Below are 20366 nucleotides of genomic sequence, written 5' to 3' on the forward strand. Positions count from 1 at the left end.
CGATCCGTAACAAAAAAAGGGGCAAAGTTTTGCCCCTTTTTGCCGATAAATAAAGATATGATCGTACACACAATCCGCGAGGTTGGCGTCACATGGCAAGCGTTTCTTCAATAGGCATCGGCTCGGGAGTATTGACCAGCGAATTAATCGAGAAGCTGGCCAGTGCTGAGCGTGAGCCGACGGAAAAAAGGCTGAATCTTAAAGAAGATGAAGTGACGGCCAAACTCAGCGACTTGAGTCGTCTGAAAAGCGCAATTACCGACCTGCGTTTATCCGCTCGTACATTGAGCACGCCGGAAGCGATGTCCAGCAACACGGCGACTTCCAGCGGCTCTGCTGTTGGCGTCACCGCCAACACCTCTGCGAAAACAGGTTCATATGCGCTCACCGTCAGCAATCTGGCCGTTGCGCAATCATTGAGCTCCGGCACTTTCGCTGATAAAGACACCACCACTGTAGGAACAGGCACGCTGTCTTTCACTGTCGGCGGCGTCACCAAAAACCTGACCGTTGATAGCAGTAACAATACGTTGCAGGGATTGTCCGACGCCATTAACGATATGGGATTGGACGTTAACTCCTCCGTTATTTACAACGGCTCCTCCTACCAGCTTGTGTTATCCGCTTCAAAAACCGGTGTGGCGAATGCGATCTCTATCGCAGCGACGGATAACGATGGCAACAGTACGGATGGTTCGGGGATCTCCCAGTTTATTTATAACGCCACCAACCAGAATTTAACTCAGGACGTCGCAGCGGAAGACGCCGCCTTTACTTTGAATGGCGTATCCATCACCCGTTCGTTGAACACCGTCGATGACGTGGTGGACGGCCTGACTCTGACTTTAAATGCCGAAACCGCAAGCGCAGTCAACGTTACCGTTAGCAAAGACCTGAATGCTGTGACCGAAAGGGTCCAGGATTTAGTGGATAAATATAATGCTTTGCAGGAAATCATTAGCGAAGTCACCGCTTTTGACAGTGATACCGGAGAAAAAGGCACTTTGCTGGGCAGCTCCACTGTGCGCACTATCTCCACCCAGTTGCGTTCTACGCTGAGTTCAATTGTTCCCGGGCTGGAAAGCGCTAACGTCCGTAGTTTGTCTGAATTGGGAATTACGACCAACTCAGAATCGGGACAACTGGAGTTCAACAGCCTCACGTTCCAAAACAAGCTGCAAAGTTATCCGAATGACGTAGCGGCTTTGTTCGCCGACCAGGGGCGTACGACGGATGCGCAGGTCAAGTACGTCAGCGCCGGGATAAATACCAAGATTGGCTCGTACGCCGTTGATATCACCCAGGTGGCGACGCAGGGCGCTTTCACCGGCAATGTGGCGCTGGGCGGCTCAACAGTCATTGATGCGGATAACGACACCTTCAAGATCAAAGTCAACGGGGTGGAGTCCAACACCATTACTCTGACCGCCGGAACTTATACTGACAGTGAGTTGCTTGCGGAAATTCAGACTCAGCTGGATGCGGACACCAATATCGCAGGCTCTGGCGTGACTGTTTCGTTGGACGGCAGTAACCAGCTGGTGTTCACCTCTGGAGAATATGGCAGTACGTCCAAGGTCGAGATTACCGCCATCGACACCAATACCGCGGCGCAGCTGGGTTTGACTGTCGCCACCGGCGTAGATGGCCTGGATGTCGCCGGCACGATCAATGGGAAAGCCGCTACCGGTAAGGGCCAGTATCTGACCTCTGCGGACGGAGACTCGAAAGGGCTCAAACTGCAAATTACCGGCGGCGCCACTGGCGCACGCGGCACAGCGACTTATATTGAAGGGGTGGGAGACCAGATGGTCGACCTGGTGAACAATTATCTGTCCGCCGACGGTTTGATTACGGTCGCCATCAATGGCTTTAATTCACAGCTGGAAAAAATCTCTGAAGACCGGACGGAGTTGAACGATCGCATTACGGCCTTGACGGATCGGCTGGCGCGTCAGTTCACCGCCGCGGATTTGATTATTTCCCAGCTCAAGAACACGGAAAACTTTTTGTCCACGCAGCTGGAAGCGCTGGTGGCCAGCACCACTGGAAGCAAGGGTTAAGCGAAGGGCCTGATCCAGGCGCTTAAGATCACAGACGAGTAATTATGAGGTTGCTATTACAATGAACGCGTTACATCAGTATCAGAGCGTGAATCGTCAGACCAGCATTGTCGATGCGGATGGGCACAAGTTGATCCAGCTATTGTTCGACGGTGCGCTGGAGCGCATTACCATGGCGAAAGGGCAGATTCTCGCCAATAACTTTGAAGGCAAAAATCGGCTGATCGGCAAGGCGGTTGAAATCGTCGGCGGTTTGCGCGAGTTCCTGGACAAAGAAAAAGGCGGCGACATCGCAGAGCGTCTGGATGCTTTGTACGAATACATGGAGCGTCGCTTGTTTGAAGCCAACCTGCAAAATGACGCGACCATTCTGGATGAAGTGGCGGGCTTGTTGAAGCAAGTCAAAAACGGCTGGGACGGCATTCGTCAGGAAGCGTTGGAAAAAGGTCTCGTCTAACCTGGCCTGAACAGGCCGCTTTCTCGCAACCTTATAGAAACTCCGTCCGCTGTTGGCGGGCGGAGCTTCTAAACAAGGTTAAGTCCTCGCTCATGCGACGTTTCAATTCCCCATCAAACCTTCCATGTGCGCTTCCACACTGGCGGACAGGGCGTTCAGGTTATAACCGCCTTCCAGAATAGAAACGATGCGCCCACTGCTGTAAACCCGCGCCACGTCCATCAATAAACGGGTGATCCAGCGGTAGTCCCTTTCTTCCAGCTCCAGGTGCGCCAGGGGATCATGTTTATGGGCGTCGAAGCCCGCTGAGATAAGTATCAGTTGCGGACGGTGATCCTGCAGGCGGGCGAGCCAGTCTCTTTCAACGCTACGCCGGAATTGCAGACCGCGGGTGTGGGCGTCCAGCGGCGTATTGATGATGTTGGGGCGATCCACCGCATGGTGACTGAACGGATACAGCGGATACTCAAAGCTGGAGCAGAAAAGGACCCGCGGATCATCCTGAAAGATGTCCACCGTGCCGTTGCCCTGATGCACGTCGAAGTCCACGATGGCGATACGCTCCAGACCATGAAAATCCATGGCGTGGCGGGCGGCGATGGCGATATTGTTGAAGAAGCAGAAGCCCATGGATTTGCTGCGTTCCGCATGATGGCCAGGGGGACGCACGGCGCAAAAGGCGGTGTTCGCCTGGCCGCTGAGCACCATATCCGCCGCCTCTACCGCAGAGCCCGCCGCCAGATAGGCGGCGCGCATGCTGTGACGCATCAATGCCGTATCTGGATCGACCATGATGCGGCCTTTGTCCGGATTCAGATTTTCCAGTTGTTCAACGTAGCGGGAGGGATGCACCCGAATGATTTTGTCGCGGTCGGTTTCCTGCGGCTCGACCAGATCCACTTCCTGCAGTATGCCGGCGTGCTCAAGCCGGTCCATAATCGCCTGTAATCGCATGGGGCTTTCGGGATGCCCCTCGCCCATGTCGTGCAATGTACAGTCTTTATGATAGAAAAGGGCGGTTTTCATCTTTGTTTTCCTTTTAGAGGCTTTTAGTCTACTGCAAAGCGATAACGGCTTGAAACCGGAGATGGGGCGAATGTTATAGTCCGCGCCCGCGATTGAGGTGGGCGTATCGAATTACGCCAAGTCAGTCAAAGCGGGGGATCTTGATATCTGTCAAAGTGGCCGGTATTGGTCTATGTATCTTAGATATCGGCGGTGTTTCCGCAGTCGCCGGGTCCGGAGCCTGTCAACGCAAATGGAGAAAACAGATTGGGAACCCGACATTTAGAAGCGTTGTTCAACCCTAAGTCCATCGCGGTGATTGGCGCCTCCGAACGCTCCAATAATCTGGGCGGCATGGTGTTGCGTAATCTGATGTCCACGGACTATTCAGGCCGTCTGGTGGTGGTGAATGACAAGGGCTATCACGACGTGCATGGCGTCCCCTGCGTGAAACGGCCCCAGCAAATGCCGTTTCGGCCGGACTTGGCCATTATCTGTACGCCGCCGGAGAGCGTGCCGCGCATTGTTCGGGTGCTGGGAAACGTCAAAGTTAAAACCGCGATGATCCTGACCGGCGGCTTGTCGCGCACCCACAGCCGCAGTGGTCGGCCGCTGATGTATTCCGTTCAGGAAATTGCGTCTGAGTACGGCATTCGTATCCTGGGGCCGGAAACTATCGGTATGTTGTCCCCGGCCAGCAATCTGAACGCGACTTATATGCATATGGGCGTGTTGCCGGGCAAGATCGCTTACATTGGCCAGTCCGGCTCTCTCGCCAGTGCTGTAATTGACTGGGCGTTCACCCGGGGAATCGGCTTTTCGCACCTAACTACCCTGGGAGACGGCATTGACGTCGGGCTGGACGATCTGATCGATTACCTGGCCCAGGATCGCAGCACCAAAGCCATTTTGCTGCACATGGAGAACATTCATTCGCCCCGGCGTTTTATTTCCGCCGTGCGGGCGGTGTCGCGGGGGAAGCTGGTGATCGCAGTGAAAAGCGGACGCACTCCGGCATCGCAATGGCGTCCCGCGGAACTGCCCCTGGGGGTCGTGGACGGCGACAAGATTTTCGATGCGGTATTCCGGCGCGCCGGGGTGTTGCGGGTTAACGGCGCCGATGAGATGTTCGATGCGCTGGAGACGTTAACCCGGATGAAACCGGTGCGCGGCGAGCCTTTGCACATTATCAGCAATGGTCTGGGTCCAGGGGTGCTGGCGGTGGATCGGTTGGCGTCTCTAAATGGCGAGCTGGGTTCGCTGTCGCCGGAAACGGTGAGTGAACTGGGTAAGCATCTGCCGCCTTATTGGACGCGTCGTAACCCTATTGATCTCAACTATGACGCCAACCCGGAGCTGTATCGCCGCACCCTGGAGATACTCGGACGCGATCCGCACGTGTCCAATGTGCTGGTGCTGTACGCACCGTCTCTGACCGAAGACAGCCTGCAGGTGGCGGATGCGGTGATAGAAGCGGGTAAGCGCTCTCATCTGAATATTTTCACTTGCTGGCTGGGCCACAGCACGGTGTATGACGCCAGGGAAGCGTTTTTCCACAGTGGCGTACCTACGTTCTCCACGCCGGATAAGGCGGTGAAAGCCTTCATGCATATGGTCAATCACCAGCGCAGCCAGCGGGTGTTGCGGGAAACGCCGGAGTCCTACACCGACCCGGTGGTGGATCGCTCCCGCGCGCGCAAGACCATACAGAAGATATACGCATCAGGACGGCGGGTGTTGACCAATGCGGAGTCGCGGCAGATTCTCACTGACTACGGCATCAACATGCAGGATACCCGCTACTGCGAAACCGAAGAGCAGGTAGTGGAAGTGGCGCGGGAGTTTGGCTTGCCAGTGGACATCCGCATTTTGCACGAGCACAGCTGCATCCCTTTTAAAGACGAGAAGACCGGCCGCGGCCGCTACAAGGGCAGGGTGAAGGGGCTGGTGGAGGACGCGTCCATTCGCGATTCCTGTCGCTACCTGTTGACGCATTACAGGGAACATTTCCCGGACAGCGGCTTTTTAGGTTTCGCCGTGCAGCCCAGTTTTCAGACGGTTGGCGGAGTAGGGTTCAGTTTGGGGGTCACCCGCGATCCGGTGTTTGGGCCTTTAATGGTGTGCGGCGCCAGCGGCGCGGCGGTGAATGTGTCGGCGGATCGCAAGCTCGCTCTGCCGCCGTTGAACATGGTGCTGGCTCGGGATCTTTTGCTGCAGACGCATATGTTTCGCCTGTTGAAAGACTATAGCTATAACCCGGAGCAGGACATCGCCAAAATCTGCGAAACCCTGGTGATTCTGTCGCAGATCATTATCGATATCCCTGAAATCAAAGGGCTTGAGGTCATGCCGCTGTATTTCGATAAGCACGGCGCGGTGGCGGTCAACGCCATGATTGATCTCGACAAACCGGCGAAGCTGGCGATCCAGCCTTATCCACAAGAGCTGCGGGAATGGATCATGCTGCCCAAGTCGAAGCGCAAGGCGGAAATTCGCCCAGTGCGTGGAGAGGATGAGCCGAGTCACATCGAGTTCTATTCCGGCCTGTCGCCGGAATCGATACGTTATCGCTTCTTCCATTATCGGAAGTCCTTTACTCACGATGAAATGGTGCAGATGCTGCAGATCGACTACGACCGGGAAATGGCCTTTATCGCCATGTCTCCGAAGGAGAGCGGTTACGGTGAGGATACTCTTGGCACCGTGCGCGCGTGGACTGATGCGGACAATCTGCAGTGTGAGTTCGCCATCATCGTGCGTGATGACCTGCGTGGGGAAAACCTGGGGTGGGTGCTGATGCGCAAGATCATTGAGTACTGCCGGGAAAAAGGCACGGTGGAAATGGTGGGTTCGGTGTTGCCGGACAATAAACCGATGCTGCGTCTGGCGGAAAAGCTGGGATTCAGTGTTCGTTACGATGATGAGGAAGGGGTTATGGCTCTGCGCTTGCCGTTAAACGCGCCGGATGAGTGGCAGGCGGAGCGCTTGAAGTACAAATAAGTTGAACTGTGAAACTGCGCGAGCCGGTCCATCAGGTTTGGATTCGGCCCGCGCGGCGAGTGTGATTTACTCTTGAATCACCGCAGACATGTCTTCCCCGCCCAGAACCTTGATCAGGTCTTCCGTCATGCGGGAGAACTCAAGGGTCATCAGGCTGAAGTCGGCGGCGAAACGCTCGGCGGCTTCGCCAGTATCGCCGTCCTTCAACTGCTCCTGCAGGGTGTCCATAAACTTGATGCGTTTGATCTTCAGGTCGTCGCTTACAGCGAAGCTCAGCTTCTCGTCCCATTCCAGAGACAGTTGCGTTACCTGCATGCCGTTTTCAATATGCGTGGAGATAGCGTCCGTCAAAGACTCGGTGCCTTTGCAGCGAATGACGGTGTCGGAGCCGTCGCCGGAGCGCAGCTCACAGTTATCGCCGGAAACGAAAGGCGTCGGGGTGTTGTCTTTCTGCACCCAGTCGGAGAAATGCACCGCAGGAGCCTCATTCAGGGCGACGAAACGAATCGGCAGCGTGCCCATGGACTGACGCAGGAAGGAGGTGAACTCGTCCGCACGAGTCCCAGAGGACGTATCCACTACCAGCAGACCTTTATCCAGATCAATGTAGGCGGACATCAGACGCGAACGCTTAAACGCCTGGGGCAGTAGAACCGTGATGACCTGTTCCTTTAATTCGTTCTTTTCCTTCTTGCGCAATTTGCGCTGCTCGCGCTCTTCGATTTCCTGAGCGCGTTCTTCCACTTCTTCCTTAATGACGCTGGCGGGCAGAATTTTCTCTTCCCGTTTCAGAGTCAGCAACAGATAGCGGCCTTGTTGATAGACCAACGCGTCGCTGACCAAAGGCGCAGCGGGAACCCAGCCCAGACGATAAGTGTCGTTGGCCTGGCAGGGAGTGAAAGCATGTTCGCTCAAACCGGTTTCCAGGTCTTCCAAAGGCCAGGGCACGGGTTTGGTGAAACGATAAATCAGTGCGTTTTTGAAAAGCATAGGTCTCTATTTTCTTAGTGAAGAAGGAAATCGGGCCGGGAATTATGGTGGACCAGGAGGAATTTGGCTAGTTGAGGTTTCGTAATTCCCGTCCCGCGCGGACGACGGCAGGGCGAAGGCGCGCATTGTCGCCGGCCCTGATCGCGTATCAATATTTTTTATTGCTGTTACGGTAAAGCGTCGTGAAAAACTCAATCCGCTGGCGAAACAATCCCGCCATGGGTTCGGCGGCGTCGCCCAATACCATCATAATCTGATTCTGGGCGTTGTAAGCTGGCCAGTTCGGCAGCGTGGGATCGCTGGGCGAAGCGCTGCGCATGAAGTTAACCAGGTAGCGTTGAAAGCGCTGCGCCATGGTGACGTCCTGAGGCCGGAAATTGGCGTACATCTCTGGAATCAGGCTGTAAGTGCCGAATGTGAAAGGCAGGTGCCAGCCGTGAGGCGTTCCGGAGAACTGCTCGCGCAGATATTGCGGCGCGTAGTTGAAGTAGTAGAACCAGGCGCTGGAGCGGTTGGATTGCTCCAACGCCAGCCAGCGATTGGGGGCGTTGTAGCGCATATCGGAAAATACTTTTTCCGCAAACTGGGTGTCGCTCCAGTCTTCCGGATACAGGGCGCGGGCGGCGTCCTTCTGATCGCCCAGCGGCGCCAGAATGGTTTCCTGGGTCAGGTTCAGCTGCGGCGCGATACTGACTTCATAGCTGTTGACGCCAGTCAGCAGGGGAACCGGCGCGATCAGCTTGCGATCCACCGCATCCAATAAGGTGTAAGGCGCGGCCTCGTCGCCGATGATCGGGCCGAACGCCGCATCTGGCGGCAACTCGCTGTTCAGCTTTATTAAGGTTCCGGCGGGAATAGCGCGTAGTTGGGCTGCGTCGGCATCGGCGGCGACGCCGGCTTGCGTCGCGGCTTTCATGCCGGACTTTTTCGCCTGATTGCGGTCTTCCAGTTTGAGCCAGGGATCGCCGCTTTGAGCGATGACTTTATGAAACAATCCCAGCGCCTTGGGGGACGCCATGAGGTAGTAAGCGCTGACCGCGCCAGCGTCGTCTCCCGCCAAGGTGACATTGCCGGGATCGCCGCCAAAGGCGCTGATGTTTTCCTGCACCCATTTCAAGGCTTCGATCTGGTCCAGCAGCCCAAAGTTTGCCGGCGTGGTGACGTCCTCGCGAACCAGGGCGGGATGATCAAAGAAGCCAAAATATCCCAGACGATAGTTGATCGTGACTACCACAACCCCTTGGTTCGCCAGCTGTGCGCCGTTGCTCAGCGGATAGCTGACGACGCCGCTGCGGAAGTCTCCGCCGTGCAGCCAGACCATGACCGGCTTAGGCGCATCGGGCGCGCCTATTGGCGAGGAAGGCGTCCAGACATTGAGCGTCAGGCAGTCTTCACTGACTGAGGGGGCTGGCAGCCTGGTGTTGGGATCTTCTTGCGCGGATTGGGCGCACGGCGGGCCAAACTGAGACGTAACGCGTACGCCGCTCCAGGGCTGAACCGGCTGCGGCCGTCGCCAGCGGTTTTCTTTGATGGGCGGCGCGGCGTAGGGAATACCTTTGAAAGCGCGTACGCCAAGTTCGCTGACGCCTCTGATCAGTCCTGACTTGGTCTGCGCCAGCGGGCCGTTAAGGTCTTCCGCCTGGGCGCCGGACAGTAATAACCCGGAAAGCAGCATCGCTTTGGCCAATGTTGTTAAGACTTTGTATCCGGTGTTTCCTGAGTGCATTCTAAAACCCTTGAACTATTACCAGGCAGACAAATAGCGTCCTTCTATTTGTCTGCAACGGCAGGGCCTGCACAGGTCAGGCTCTGCCTCCCGCGGCTGGACGCCGCGCAGGCGCATCCCTGCGCCTGCGTATTAACATGGCGTTGATTTATGGGCGGTTTGCGCCGTGCTTGCTATAGTCCATTTGTTATATTTTGGCAGGGTGAATTAAAAGTCTTTTATAGTCAGGGCGTTAGGAAGCCCCTTATGGATGGCGACGCGGCGCGGTTCCGCGGCTTGTATTTATATCCGGCGTCACCCATTAATAGTTTTCAATGGATATCCCGTTTGCAGCCGGATATAACAGTGAGTTATTTAATGCGCCTCATGCAGCGTCTGAGTCTTGTCCAATGAATATCGATGAAATCAAACACTACTGTCTTTCACTTCCCGGTGTGGAGCGGATTGAGTACGGTGAGCCTTCCAATATTCTGGTGTTTTACGTGTTGGGGCGGAAGTTCGCCTACTTTAAAACCAGCGCGCCGGAACGCTGGCGTTTCAGTGTGAGAACCAGCCCTGAGCGCTTTCTCGAATTGACGGATCAGGAAGGGGTGAAACCGGCGCGCTATATGCACCGGTTTCACTGGGTGTCTATCGTGGACGCCGCCGCGTTTAACGAAGGCTATCTGCGTGAGCTGATCGACTGGTCCTACGACAAAGCCGCCGCGGGATTGCCGAAAAAGCGGCGCCTGGCGTTGGCGCAGCTGTCCTCGGACGCATAAAGCGGAGTGCGGCGGACTAAGGCGCTACTTGGTCCAACTGTCGATAATTTCCTGCAGTTTGCCGCTTTGCTTCAGTTGCTCGACCGCCGCTTTCATCTTCGAGATGAAGTCTTCGCGATAGGGAAAGCTCTGGTTTTTGGTATTTGAGAACGCCAGATAGGCGACTTCTTCACTGATGACCGCCGCCGGTTCGATTTTCAGGTCTTTCAGCGTTGGGTCGGAACGATTGTTTTCCAGCGTCCACATGACGGATAGCTTGTCGTTGGGGTGAGCGTCTATACGTCCCGCCGCCATTTTTTTAAGGTTGGCGACAATATCCGAGGCCTGACTCATGGTGAACATGGCTTTCTCTTCGTCGGACAAAGTGGCGTAACCGCTCTGTAAACCAACGCGCAAGCCTTTGAAGTCATCCGGCCACTTGCTCAATTGCTTTTTGCTGGCCATGTCCTGCGTGACGAACATTGCGACTGTCTCTGTCAGCAAGGGAATGGAGTAATCCATCCATGGGCGATCTTCTGGACGATAATAAGGAGGAAACAGCGCAAACTCTTCGCCGCTCTCCATTTGCGCCAGTGCGCGCTTCCAGGGCAAAGGTTTTAGCGTGATCGCGTAGTCTGGCGTCAGCTTGGCCGCCTCCATGATGATGTCCACATATATTCCCTTGGGTTTGCCGTTTTCCGCATAGCTATAAGGAGGATAGGCTTCATCCATCAACAGGGTGACGGACTGCGCGGCAGCGAACCCCACGAATCCCAACATCAGGGCGGCGAATAGAATTATTCTTTTCATACGGACTCCTCTTCAGTGGTTGTCATGAGTAAAAAAGCGAGCATGTGGACACATCAATGGCCGGCAGCGGGGGCATTTACGTCTCGGGTCCATTTGTTGACGATCTGCTGCAACCGGTTCTTATCCCTCATACGCGCCAGGGACTGATTCATTTTGGCGATAAAATCCGCCCGATATGGCCATTGTTCGGGCTGGATATTGGAAAAGGCGAGGTAGGCGACCTCCTCATTAATAATCGCGGCGGGAGTGATTTCCAGAGCGGCTAAAGCCGGGTCCTGGCGGTTGTGCTCCAACGTCCACACCACCGACAGGTAGTCATTGGGATGACCATCGATGCGGTTCAGCGCGATTTGTTTCAGGTTGGTCAGAATATTGGGCGACTCAGAAATGACGAACAGCTCCTTTTGTTGCGGCGACAGTGTGGCGAATCCCAGCTGCAGGCCGATACGCAGGCCTTTATAATCCTCCGGCCAGCGAGTGGGCTTGAGTCGCTCCAGCAACTCAGGGGGCGTAAATAGCACGACCGTCTCTTTAAAAAGAGGAACCGAATAATCCATCCAACTGCGACTGACGGGGCGATAGTAGGGCGGGAACACGGCGAAGGCGCGTCCGGTTTCAACCAGATTGAGCGCTCTTTTCCAGGGAAGCGGCTTAAACTTGACCTTATAGTCAGGAATGGATTGCATCGCCTCTTTGATGAAGTCGACATAGATGCCTTTGGCTTCATTGTTTTCGACATAGCTGTATGGCGGATACGACTCGTCCATAAGCAGGACTATGCTTTGTGCGTCAGCCCTCGTATACCCGGCCAGCAGGAGAAAAAAGGCGATGATGCTGAATGCTTTCATATGGCCCATAGGCTGGATACGGTTTATTAGAAGATATAGATCAGCGTTGGTTGTTTTTCAAACGATGTTAATGGAGATGGATGGAAGGTAATGGCTAAGAAGATCGTACTGCGGCTGGCAATATTTGTAGCGATGGCTGGGTTATTCTTAAGCGGAGTTGTGGTAGGCGTCCGATACAATTCAATGGACCTGCTGTGTCCGACGGAGGTCTCTCCTTACCGGTTGGAGATGGACTTGGTCAGAGAGGAAGGAATTATCTTTCCCCAAGGAACTATCGTGCCGTTGCGTCGCTGCGCCTACATGCAACGGTTTGAGTGGAATTTCGCCATTGATAATTCTGTGAGACTCTCACCGGCGCAAGAGGAAGACCCCGAGCACTACGGCTTTTCCGTCATCGCTCCCGCCGAGCAAGCCCGAAAATAAGCGGGCGCGGATACTGTTTATCCGCCACGTTTTTTTGCCCAGCAAGCGTTTTTCGACTTCACTTGTATAGTACTAATGCTTCATTGAAGACGGAAATGGGTGACTATTGTGTCAAACCTGAGTATTCGCTGGAAAATACAAATCGCATTCTTTGCTGTGGCTGTGGTGACTATTATTTACAACCGCACTCTCGCCGCGGTGGAGTTGCAGGCGCTCATTGATCTGGCGGAGAGCCGTCAGGTAGCGGCGGCGACCATCGCCGCCATGCAGGAAGAATATCGCTCATTCATGTTTAATGCGATTTGGGAGTCCAGCCTGCAGTTTCTGGTTCAGTTCGGCGTCATTTTTGTCCTGGGCAATTATTTTGTCCGTCCAATCCTGGCGTTGACCAAGTCGCTGAAGTCCGTGGAAAAAGGCGACTTTACCATCGAAGTGGAAATTACCAGTGAAGACGAAATCGGTCAGTTAGGCCGTCAGTGCAATCAGATGCTGGCGACGTTGAACCGGGTTATCGCCAGCGTAAACGACTGCTCCGTACACATGGGGCAGTCCGCCTACCAGATCGCCGCTGTCGCCCGGGAGATTGAGCGCATCAGTCAGGCGGAGGCGACTCGTTCGGAAGAGGTGAATGACGCCACGGAAAGTCTGCATCGAATATCCGAGAAGGTGATGGAAATTGCCCAGACCAATCGGGACGAGGCGATCAAATCCGAACAAAGCAGCACGGAAGGTATCGCCCTCGTGCAGGAAGTGCTGGACCTGCTGGTGCGCTTGGCGGGAGAGATTCGCAGCGCTGCCAGTCAGGTGTCCAGTCTGCAGTCCTCGGTGGGCACCATCGTAACTGCTCTAAAAGATATTCTGGAGATCGCCGACCAAACCAACCTGCTGGCGCTCAATGCGGCCATCGAGGCGGCGCGGGCGGGAGAGCAGGGGCGCGGCTTTGCGGTGGTGGCGGATGAAGTGAGGGCGTTGTCCCATCGAACCGCCGAGTCAGCGGAAGAAGTCTCACGCATTATTAACGATCTGGATCAGAACGTGACCACCAGCTGCAACACCATGTCGCGACTGGTGGATGAAGTGCAGTCCAATCGCGGCAAAGCGGAGCGCACCCGAGGCATCATCAGCGACCTGGAGGGGCATGTGAAAGGCTTTGTCGGCAGTTCGGAAGAAATATTCAGCAATGTGGAGACCCAGCTAAATCAGTTTTCCGCACTGGAGACGACATTGTCCTGTCTGTTCGAAACCTTGCGGGAAAACAGCGCCAAGATCGGCAATACCGCTAACATCAGCGACTCGTTGTTTGGTTTGACGCAACGGCTTGATCACGAGTTATCCGGGCTGGATTTCCGGCGGCAGAAAGCGGCTGAGGTCAAAACCAAGGACTCGGAAAGAAGGGCGGCCCCAAGGGTGGAAGGGACGCTGCTGGTGCGTATCGAGTCGGATGGCGGCGGCAGTGAAGGGTTGAGTCAGGACGTCAGCGAGACCGGTATGAATCTGGTGGTGAAAGAATACTATGACGTGGGAGACCGGTTGGTGCTGTCGATTCGTCTGCCGAGCCGGGATCAGAACCGCTACGACCAGCAGCAACCGGTGGCGGTCAACGCCAAAGTGGTCTGGAGAAAAACGGAAAGTCAGGGACGTTATCGTTACGGCGTGCACTTCGTCGAACTGAGTCAAACCTCCGCGAACTACGTGAAGGAGTGTTGTGAATTCTATAAAAACGTCGCCTGAGCGATGAACGCGAGGCGGCGCGTGCGTAACGCGTACGTAAATGGTAATAAAAATATAAAACGTCGTTCATGTGCCTGTGACAAGCTGGGGAGCGTTGCAGTTAACCGCTTGCGGCAGGCCGGTCATCCGAAAGTTAAGTTTTATTCCCCGCTGGTCCGTGCCAATATGAGACGTCAACTAGGGGAGACGAACATGTCAACGAAAAATAGGCGGCAGCAAACCCTGGGTGAAGAGATCGTAAACGCTTTGACTCACGGCATTGGAGCTGTGGTGAGCGTTTCAGCAGTTACGTTGTTGATCGTCTTCGCCAGTCTGCAGGAAGATCCCTGGAAGATCGTGGGCGTGTCGATATATGGCGGCGCGCTGTTTCTGTTGCTGCTGGCGTCCACGTTGTACCACGGCGTACAACATCCTCGGGCGAAATTCTTTTTAAATCTGTTTGATCACTGCGCGATCTATCTGCTCATCGCGGGCACCTATACGCCATTTTTGCTGGTGAACCTGCGCGGCGTTCTGGGTTGGAGCATGTTTGGCGTGGTGTGGGGGCTGGCTCTGGTGGGCATTGTCTGCAAGCTTTGTTTCCATGGGCGCTTCAAAACCATCCATCTGTTTAATTATCTGGTCATGGGCTGGGTCGGTATAGTGGCGACGCCAGAGTTGATGGAGAGTCTGTCCAGCAACGCATTCGCCATGATCATTGCTGGCGGGCTGGCTTACACCATTGGCGTTTTCTTCTACGTTTGGGACCGTTTTCCCTACGCCCATTCCATCTGGCATCTATTCGTGCTGGGCGGCAGCACCTGTCACTACATCGCTGTCTATAACGGCGTTCTGTAAAAACAAGGCGTAGCTGAGAGCTGCGCCTCGACTCGTCTATAGCACTAAACGAATTCGTAGCTCCCCATGTACAGAGACTGATACGTGTAGGACGCGTGCAGTCTTTGCGCATATTGTCCATTACTGGCTCCGGCGGCGATAAACAGTGGCGTCAGATGCTCATCGGTGGGGTGAGCCTGCACCGCGTTGGGAGCGAGGCGGCGATATTCGAATAACGCTTCCCAGTCATTCTGCGCCAGCTTTTCCTCCAGCCAGCCGACGAATTCCTGCGCCCACCTCGGCGCCGCCGCTTCATTGGGGCCAATTTCCCGCAGATTATGAGTCACTGAGCCGGACCCCATAATGGCGACGCCCTGTTCCCGCAAGGGCGCCAGCGTTGCGCCGAGTTCAAATAACTGCCGCGGCGAGAATCGGCGCGGCAGACTGATCGCAACCACAGGGACGCCGCCTTCCGGGTCCATCAGGCTGAGCGGAGCCCAGATCCCATGGTCCAATGCTTGTGATGTCGCGACCTGCGGCGATAGCGTCGCCAGGACCTGATCATTCAGTTTGTCGCTGCTGACGGGCGACCAGCGATACCTGTACAACGCCTCTGGAAAACCGTAGAAGTCATACTGGATATGCGCTGGCGCGGTGACGTTCACTGTCAGCGCCTCTGTGCGCCAATGGGGTGAAATCGCCACGACGCCTTGTAAATCCGTCAGGCGCGCATTTAACCCGCGCAAGAAGCGGTGGGCGGGCGCTTCGGCATGAACAATCAAGTCCGGCGACCCGTGAGAAATAAACCAGGATGGCGCTTTCATGGCGATCTCCTCATATCTAGCAGTACGCGATTTATTCGGCGGACAAATAACGTTCTTCTACTTGTCCGCAAACCACTGGCTCAGTGCATTCAGGCGCCTGTTTATCAACAGCTCGGCGCTTATCAAACTCGCAATCAAGACTGGCGCAATGCGGCGCGCTGAGCGGACTTCCCGCTGACAAGGTCGCGGAAGGAGAAAGCGCCGTCACCCAACAGGGCCTGCACCAGCGATGCGGCTAACAAAAATGCAGGATACTCCCAACCGCCGCCCTCAGCGCTGAACGCCCACCCATTAGCGCCGTGCACAAAAACGATGGCGCCCAGCAGAATTGGCGTCAACGCCAGAGCCACCCACTGTGTGCGATAGCCGATAATCAGCAAAGCGCCGCCGCCCAGCTCCGCCAGAATCGCCAGATAGGCGAACCAGCCAGGCAGGCCGAGAGAGCCGAAAAATCCTGCGGTTCCAGCAGGGGTGAACACCAATAGTTTCAGCAGGCCGTGAGCGATGAACATCGCGCCCAGAGACAAGCGTAACAGCAGGGCGGCGTAGGGGGCGGTAGCGTGATTAATCATGACTGAAGCTCCGAAAGAATACATTGAGTTAAGTTGCTGACAGTATGATTTCTATTTTAATGGCTAACAATTGATCGTATTGTGATAACACTGTTAACGATACATTAACAATGGCGTTGTTCCTGTTATGGATACATTGACCTCAATGAAGGCGTTTTGCGCGGTGGTGCAGGAGGGCGGATTTTCCGCCGCCGGCAGGAAACTGAATTTATCCAAAGTGCTGGTGAGCAAATATGTTGGGCAACTGGAAGACCGACTCGGCGCCCGCCTGTTCCACCGTACCACTAGAAAGGTCAGACTGACGCCGACCGGTGAGGCCTATTATTTGCGCGTCACGCCCTTGCTGCATGAACTCGATGACATTGAGGCGCGAGTGCGGGATGAGCATGGCGAACCAGAGGGCCTCTTGCGCGTCGCGGCGCCTACCTCCTTTGCGGAAATTCACTTGATGCAGCTTGTCGCCGTCATGCTGGACAAGCACCCGGGGCTGACCCTTGATATACGTCTGGCGGACCGCTATGTCGACTTGCTGGAGGAGCAGGTGGATCTGGCGGTGCGCATTGGTTACCTGCCGGACAGCAGTCTGGTGGCGCAAAAACTCGCGGATATCCCTATCGTCTGGTGCGCCAGCGCAACCTATCTGGAGCGTCAGGGGACGCCGCAGATTCCTGAGGACCTGATGCGGCACAGAGTGGTCTTCGACAGCAATTACAGCGGAGGCGACTACTGGCCCGTGGCGCAGGAAGGCGGCGTTGCGCGGTTGCCTTTACATAAGCGCGTCAGCGTCAACAGCGCGCGAGCGGCGAAAGAACTTGCGCTCTCCGGAATGGGGCTGGCGCGTCTGCCGGCCTTTGTTATCGGCGATGAGCTGGCGTCCGGGAAATTACGTCCGGTGCTGCAGGAATACTGGCCGGAGGCGTCCGCCGTTTATGCGGTTTATCCCCATCGCAGACACCTGTCCGCGCGGGTGAGGTTGTTCGTGGAGGAGGCTAAAGTTTATTTCAGTACCAATCCGCCGACTCCTCCCTTAGTATGATTGCCCGTTCAAGGGCGAACTTTGCTTATACAATGGTCGTACGTAGTTTTATCTATGATACGACTTGAATAAAAAATGCCGAAAAAAATAACTGTTAACCAGGATCACACAATTAGATAACAAAGATCGCAAACCAAGATAGAGGGAGTTTATGAGTACACACGAAACCCATCCTGCGCCGGCCGACATTGCAAAAAACGCATGGGCCGACAAAGAGACCTACTTGCGCATGTATCAGGAATCCATCGAGGATCCGGAAGGTTTCTGGAGGCAGCATGGAACGCGAATCGATTGGATCAAGCCTTACACCCAAGTTAAAGACGTCGACTACTCGCAGCAGAACCTGCATATCCGCTGGTTCCAAGACGGTACGTTGAACGCCTGTTATAACTGCCTTGATCGTCACCTGCCGCAACGCGCGCAGCAGACCGCCATCATCTGGGAAGGCGATGATCCCGCCGACGACGCCAAAATCACTTATCAAGAGCTCTACGACAAGGTTTGCAAACTGTCCAATGCACTGAAGGACATGGGGGTCAAGAAAGGCGATGTAGTGACTATCTACATGCCGATGATTCCAGAAGCCGCCATGGCGATGCTGGCCTGCGCACGGATTGGCGCGCCGCACTCGGTGGTATTCGGCGGTTTTTCGCCGGAAGCGTTGGCCGGACGCATCGAGGACTGTAAGTCCCGCTTCGTCATCACGGCGGATGAGGGCGTACGCGGCGGACGCATCGTGCCTCTGAAAAAGAACGTCGACGCCGCTGCGGAGATTACCGCCGGCAAAGGCGCGGAAGTGGATAAAGTGCTGGTGGTCAAACGCACCGGCAATGCGGTGAACTGGAGCGAAGGCCGTGACGTCTGGTATCACGACGCCGTCGCCAATGCGTCAACGGACTGCCCGCCGGAAGAAATGTCGGCGGAAGATCCGCTGTTCATCCTTTATACCTCCGGTTCCACCGGCAAACCCAAGGGCGTGCTGCACACCACTGGCGGCTACATGGTGTACGCCTCCATGACTCATCAGTACGTCTTTGACTACAAAGACGGCGATATCTACTGGTGTACGGCGGATGTGGGCTGGATCACCGGCCATAGTTACATCGTATATGGGCCGCTGGCGAACGGCGCGGTCACGCTGATGTTCGAAGGCGTGCCTAACTATCCTGACGCCTCCCGTTGCTGGCAAGTGGTGGACAAACACAACGTCAATATTTTCTATACCGCGCCTACCGCCATCCGCGCGCTGATGCGTCTGGGCGACGAACCGGTAGTGAAGAGCTCCCGCAAAACACTGAAACTGCTTGGCACGGTCGGCGAGCCGATCAACCCGGAAGCCTGGGACTGGTATTACGATGTGGTTGGCGAAAAACGCTGCCCCATCGTCGATACCTGGTGGCAGACCGAAACCGGCGGCATTCTGATCACGCCGCTGCCCGGCGCCACTGCATTGAAACCGGGCTCCGCCACGCTGCCGTTCTTCGGCGTCAAACCAGCGTTGGTGGATAACGAAGGCGCGTTGCTGGATGGGGCTGTATCAGGCAACCTGGTGCTGCTTGACAGCTGGCCTGGCCAGATGAGAACGGTTTACGGCGATCATCAGCGTTTTGTGCAGACCTATTTCTCCAGCTATCCCGGTATGTATTTCACGGGCGACGGCGCCCGTCGCGACGAAGACGGATACTACTGGATCACCGGTCGTGTGGACGACGTGTTGAACGTCTCCGGCCACCGTCTGGGCACCGCTGAAGTGGAAAGCGCGCTGGTGGAGCACGACGCAGTGGCGGAAGCAGCCGTCGTGGGCTTCCCTCACGATGTCAAAGGGCAGGGCATCTACGCCTATGTCACTCTGGGCGTGGGCTTTGAGCCTTCTGACGCTTTGCTGAATGAGCTGAAGCAGATGGTGCGCAAGGAAATTGGCCCCATTGCGACGCCGGATGTGATTCAATTCTCTCCCGGCCTGCCGAAGACCCGTTCCGGCAAAATCATGCGCCGCATTCTGCGGAAGATTGCGGCGGACGAGACGGACTCCCTGGGCGATACCTCCACTCTGGCGGACCCTTCGGTTGTGGATGATTTGATCAGTAATCGCGTCAGAGCCTGACCCAGGTTTCTGAAATGACAATGCAGCCCCTCCGCCGTCAGGCGTGAGGGGCTTTTTTTGTTCCCGCCGGATAATCCGGGCTAGAATAGCCGCCTGTTTTTATCGAGCTGTCCACTGGAACAACCGCCTATGCGCACTTTCAAGTTGTACGGAACCCTTGGCTGCCATTTATGCGATGTGGCGGAAGAGGTGATCAACGATGTACTGGAAGCCAATCCTGACGCATTGAACTTTATCGCCCTTGCGAAGGTCGATATCAGCGACAGCGATGATTTGATGACGGCCTACGCCGAACGCATTCCGGTGCTCGCCTGCGCGGAGACACAGGCGGAACTGGCCTGGCCCTTCGATCATCAGGCGTTTGTGAATTTTCTGAATCAGAACCTGAGGTAAAGATGCTGATTGTTGTATCTCCAGCCAAAACGCTGGATTACGAAACCCCCGTACCCACTACTGAGAATACACAACCACGATTTCTTCCCCAGAGCGCTGAGCTGGTTGATATCCTCAAGCAGCAGGAGCCTTGGCGCTTGAGTGAACTAATGAGTATCAGCGATGAATTGGCGACGCTGAACGCCAACCGCTATCAGTCCTGGTCGTTGCCGTTCGATAGCGACAACGCCAGACAAGCGCTGTTCGCCTTTAAGGGCGACGTGTATACCGGCCTTGACGCCTATAGCTTGAGCCAGGACGCGATCAGCAACGCCCAGCGTCAGTTACGCATTCTGTCTGGCCTGTATGGGGTTTTGCGTCCGTTGGACCTGATGCAGCCTTATCGTTTGGAGATGGGGACGCGTCTGCAAAACCCGAAGGGAGTCAACCTGTATCGTTTCTGGGGCGACGCCTTGACCCAGTCGCTCAACGAAGAAGCGCGGGAGACGGGGGCGGATGTGCTGATCAACCTCGCCTCCAATGAATACTACAAGGTGGTGAATGAGAAAAAGCTTGCCGTGCCGGTGATTACGCCTATGTTCCTGGACATGAAAGGCGGCAAATATAAGGTCGTCAGTTTCTGGGCGAAAAAGGCGCGGGGCATGATGACCCGCTACATATTGGAAAATCGTTTGCAGCGTCCTGAAGATATCAAAGGTTTTGATACGGACGGCTATCGCTACAATCCTGCGCTGTCCGACGGCGCGCAGTGGGCGTTTACCCGGGATCACTGAACGAAGCGTTCGGGGCGTCGCCAGGGAAACAACGAATCTTAATGACATGAGCTGA

Annotated in this window: 18 protein-coding genes; 11 read left to right on the forward strand and 7 right to left on the reverse strand. The window is 55.5% G+C overall.

The annotated features are described in order from the left end of the window. Nucleotides 1-92 precede the first annotated feature (92 nt). Both fliD and fliS read left to right on the forward strand, forming a co-directional pair. Nucleotides 93-2063 (forward strand): flagellar filament capping protein FliD, encoded by a 1971-nt coding sequence (fliD, locus tag ACQYWX_RS08680; RefSeq protein WP_431688506.1) that lies wholly within the window; start codon nucleotides 93-95, stop codon nucleotides 2061-2063. Nucleotides 2064-2124: 61 nt separating this feature from the next. Further along, on the forward strand, nucleotides 2125-2520 hold the full coding sequence (fliS, locus tag ACQYWX_RS08685) for a flagellar export chaperone FliS (RefSeq protein WP_127969402.1): 396 nt from the start codon (nucleotides 2125-2127) through the stop codon (nucleotides 2518-2520). Nucleotides 2521-2622: 102 nt separating this feature from the next. Here fliS and ACQYWX_RS08690 read toward each other — a convergent pair whose 3' ends face one another. Next, nucleotides 2623-3546: a histone deacetylase family protein gene (locus tag ACQYWX_RS08690; RefSeq protein ID WP_127969403.1), complete on the reverse strand. Its 924-nt coding sequence runs from the start codon at nucleotides 3544-3546 to the stop codon at nucleotides 2623-2625. A gap of 246 nt (nucleotides 3547-3792) precedes the next feature. On the opposite strand from ACQYWX_RS08690, the gene ACQYWX_RS08695 reads away from it, so the two are divergent. Beyond that, nucleotides 3793-6525 carry a GNAT family N-acetyltransferase gene (locus tag ACQYWX_RS08695; protein ID WP_431688507.1) on the forward strand — a complete coding sequence of 911 codons (2733 nt, stop codon included), beginning with the start codon at nucleotides 3793-3795 and terminating at the stop codon, nucleotides 6523-6525. 66 nt (nucleotides 6526-6591) lie between these two features. Here the strand turns inward: ACQYWX_RS08695 and ACQYWX_RS08700 are convergent, their stop codons facing one another. Both ACQYWX_RS08700 and ACQYWX_RS08705 read right to left on the reverse strand, forming a co-directional pair. Then, nucleotides 6592-7515, reverse strand: coding sequence for a recombination-associated protein RdgC (locus ACQYWX_RS08700; protein WP_216737814.1), 924 nt, complete (start codon nucleotides 7513-7515; stop codon nucleotides 6592-6594). A gap of 148 nt (nucleotides 7516-7663) precedes the next feature. After that, nucleotides 7664-9241, reverse strand: a complete 1578-nt coding sequence (locus ACQYWX_RS08705; protein WP_431688508.1) for a carboxylesterase/lipase family protein — start codon at nucleotides 9239-9241, stop codon at nucleotides 7664-7666. A gap of 389 nt (nucleotides 9242-9630) precedes the next feature. Between ACQYWX_RS08705 and ACQYWX_RS08710 the strand changes: the two genes are divergently transcribed. Beyond that, a complete protein-coding gene (locus tag ACQYWX_RS08710; RefSeq protein WP_431688509.1) occupies nucleotides 9631-10002 on the forward strand; it encodes an MmcQ/YjbR family DNA-binding protein in 372 nt (123 codons plus the stop codon). Between the two features lie 24 nt (nucleotides 10003-10026). On the opposite strand, the gene ACQYWX_RS08715 is transcribed toward ACQYWX_RS08710, so the two are convergent. Beyond that, on the reverse strand, nucleotides 10027-10791 hold the full coding sequence (locus ACQYWX_RS08715; RefSeq protein WP_216737811.1) for a substrate-binding periplasmic protein: 765 nt from the start codon (nucleotides 10789-10791) through the stop codon (nucleotides 10027-10029). Between the two features lie 53 nt (nucleotides 10792-10844). Next, nucleotides 10845-11558 carry a substrate-binding periplasmic protein gene (locus tag ACQYWX_RS08720; protein WP_431688510.1) on the reverse strand — a complete coding sequence of 238 codons (714 nt, stop codon included), beginning with the start codon at nucleotides 11556-11558 and terminating at the stop codon, nucleotides 10845-10847. Between the two features lie 171 nt (nucleotides 11559-11729). On the opposite strand from ACQYWX_RS08720, the gene ACQYWX_RS08725 reads away from it, so the two are divergent. The 3 genes from ACQYWX_RS08725 (at nucleotide 11730) to trhA (ending at nucleotide 14630) form a co-directional block, all read left to right on the forward strand. After that, on the forward strand, nucleotides 11730-12062 hold the full coding sequence (locus ACQYWX_RS08725; RefSeq protein WP_431688511.1) for a hypothetical protein: 333 nt from the start codon (nucleotides 11730-11732) through the stop codon (nucleotides 12060-12062). Between the two features lie 99 nt (nucleotides 12063-12161). Next, nucleotides 12162-13793: a methyl-accepting chemotaxis protein gene (locus ACQYWX_RS08730; RefSeq protein WP_431688512.1), complete on the forward strand. Its 1632-nt coding sequence runs from the start codon at nucleotides 12162-12164 to the stop codon at nucleotides 13791-13793. A 192-nt stretch (nucleotides 13794-13985) separates the two neighbouring features. Beyond that, nucleotides 13986-14630 carry a PAQR family membrane homeostasis protein TrhA gene (gene trhA / locus ACQYWX_RS08735; RefSeq protein WP_431688513.1) on the forward strand — a complete coding sequence of 215 codons (645 nt, stop codon included), beginning with the start codon at nucleotides 13986-13988 and terminating at the stop codon, nucleotides 14628-14630. A 44-nt stretch (nucleotides 14631-14674) separates the two neighbouring features. Here the strand turns inward: trhA and ACQYWX_RS08740 are convergent, their stop codons facing one another. Next, on the reverse strand, nucleotides 14675-15433 hold the full coding sequence (locus ACQYWX_RS08740) for a DODA-type extradiol aromatic ring-opening family dioxygenase (RefSeq protein ID WP_431688514.1): 759 nt from the start codon (nucleotides 15431-15433) through the stop codon (nucleotides 14675-14677). A gap of 134 nt (nucleotides 15434-15567) precedes the next feature. Further along, a complete protein-coding gene (locus ACQYWX_RS08745; protein WP_431688515.1) occupies nucleotides 15568-16005 on the reverse strand; it encodes a DoxX family protein in 438 nt (145 codons plus the stop codon). A 127-nt stretch (nucleotides 16006-16132) separates the two neighbouring features. Between ACQYWX_RS08745 and ACQYWX_RS08750 the strand changes: the two genes are divergently transcribed. The 4 genes from ACQYWX_RS08750 (at nucleotide 16133) to yaaA (ending at nucleotide 20311) form a co-directional block, all read left to right on the forward strand. Next, entirely contained in the window at nucleotides 16133-17041 is a 909-nt protein-coding gene (locus tag ACQYWX_RS08750; protein WP_431688516.1) for a LysR family transcriptional regulator, read from the forward strand. A gap of 151 nt (nucleotides 17042-17192) precedes the next feature. Beyond that, nucleotides 17193-19145, forward strand: coding sequence for an acetate--CoA ligase (acs, locus tag ACQYWX_RS08755; protein ID WP_216737803.1), 1953 nt, complete (start codon nucleotides 17193-17195; stop codon nucleotides 19143-19145). Nucleotides 19146-19274: 129 nt separating this feature from the next. Further along, nucleotides 19275-19538, forward strand: coding sequence for a glutaredoxin family protein (locus tag ACQYWX_RS08760; RefSeq protein ID WP_431688517.1), 264 nt, complete (start codon nucleotides 19275-19277; stop codon nucleotides 19536-19538). Between the two features lie 2 nt (nucleotides 19539-19540). Further along, entirely contained in the window at nucleotides 19541-20311 is a 771-nt protein-coding gene (gene yaaA / locus ACQYWX_RS08765; RefSeq protein WP_431688518.1) for a peroxide stress protein YaaA, read from the forward strand. Nucleotides 20312-20366 lie beyond the last annotated feature (55 nt).

The organism is Hahella sp. NBU794, assembly GCF_050749805.1.
Classification (GTDB): domain Bacteria; phylum Pseudomonadota; class Gammaproteobacteria; order Pseudomonadales; family Oleiphilaceae; genus Hahella.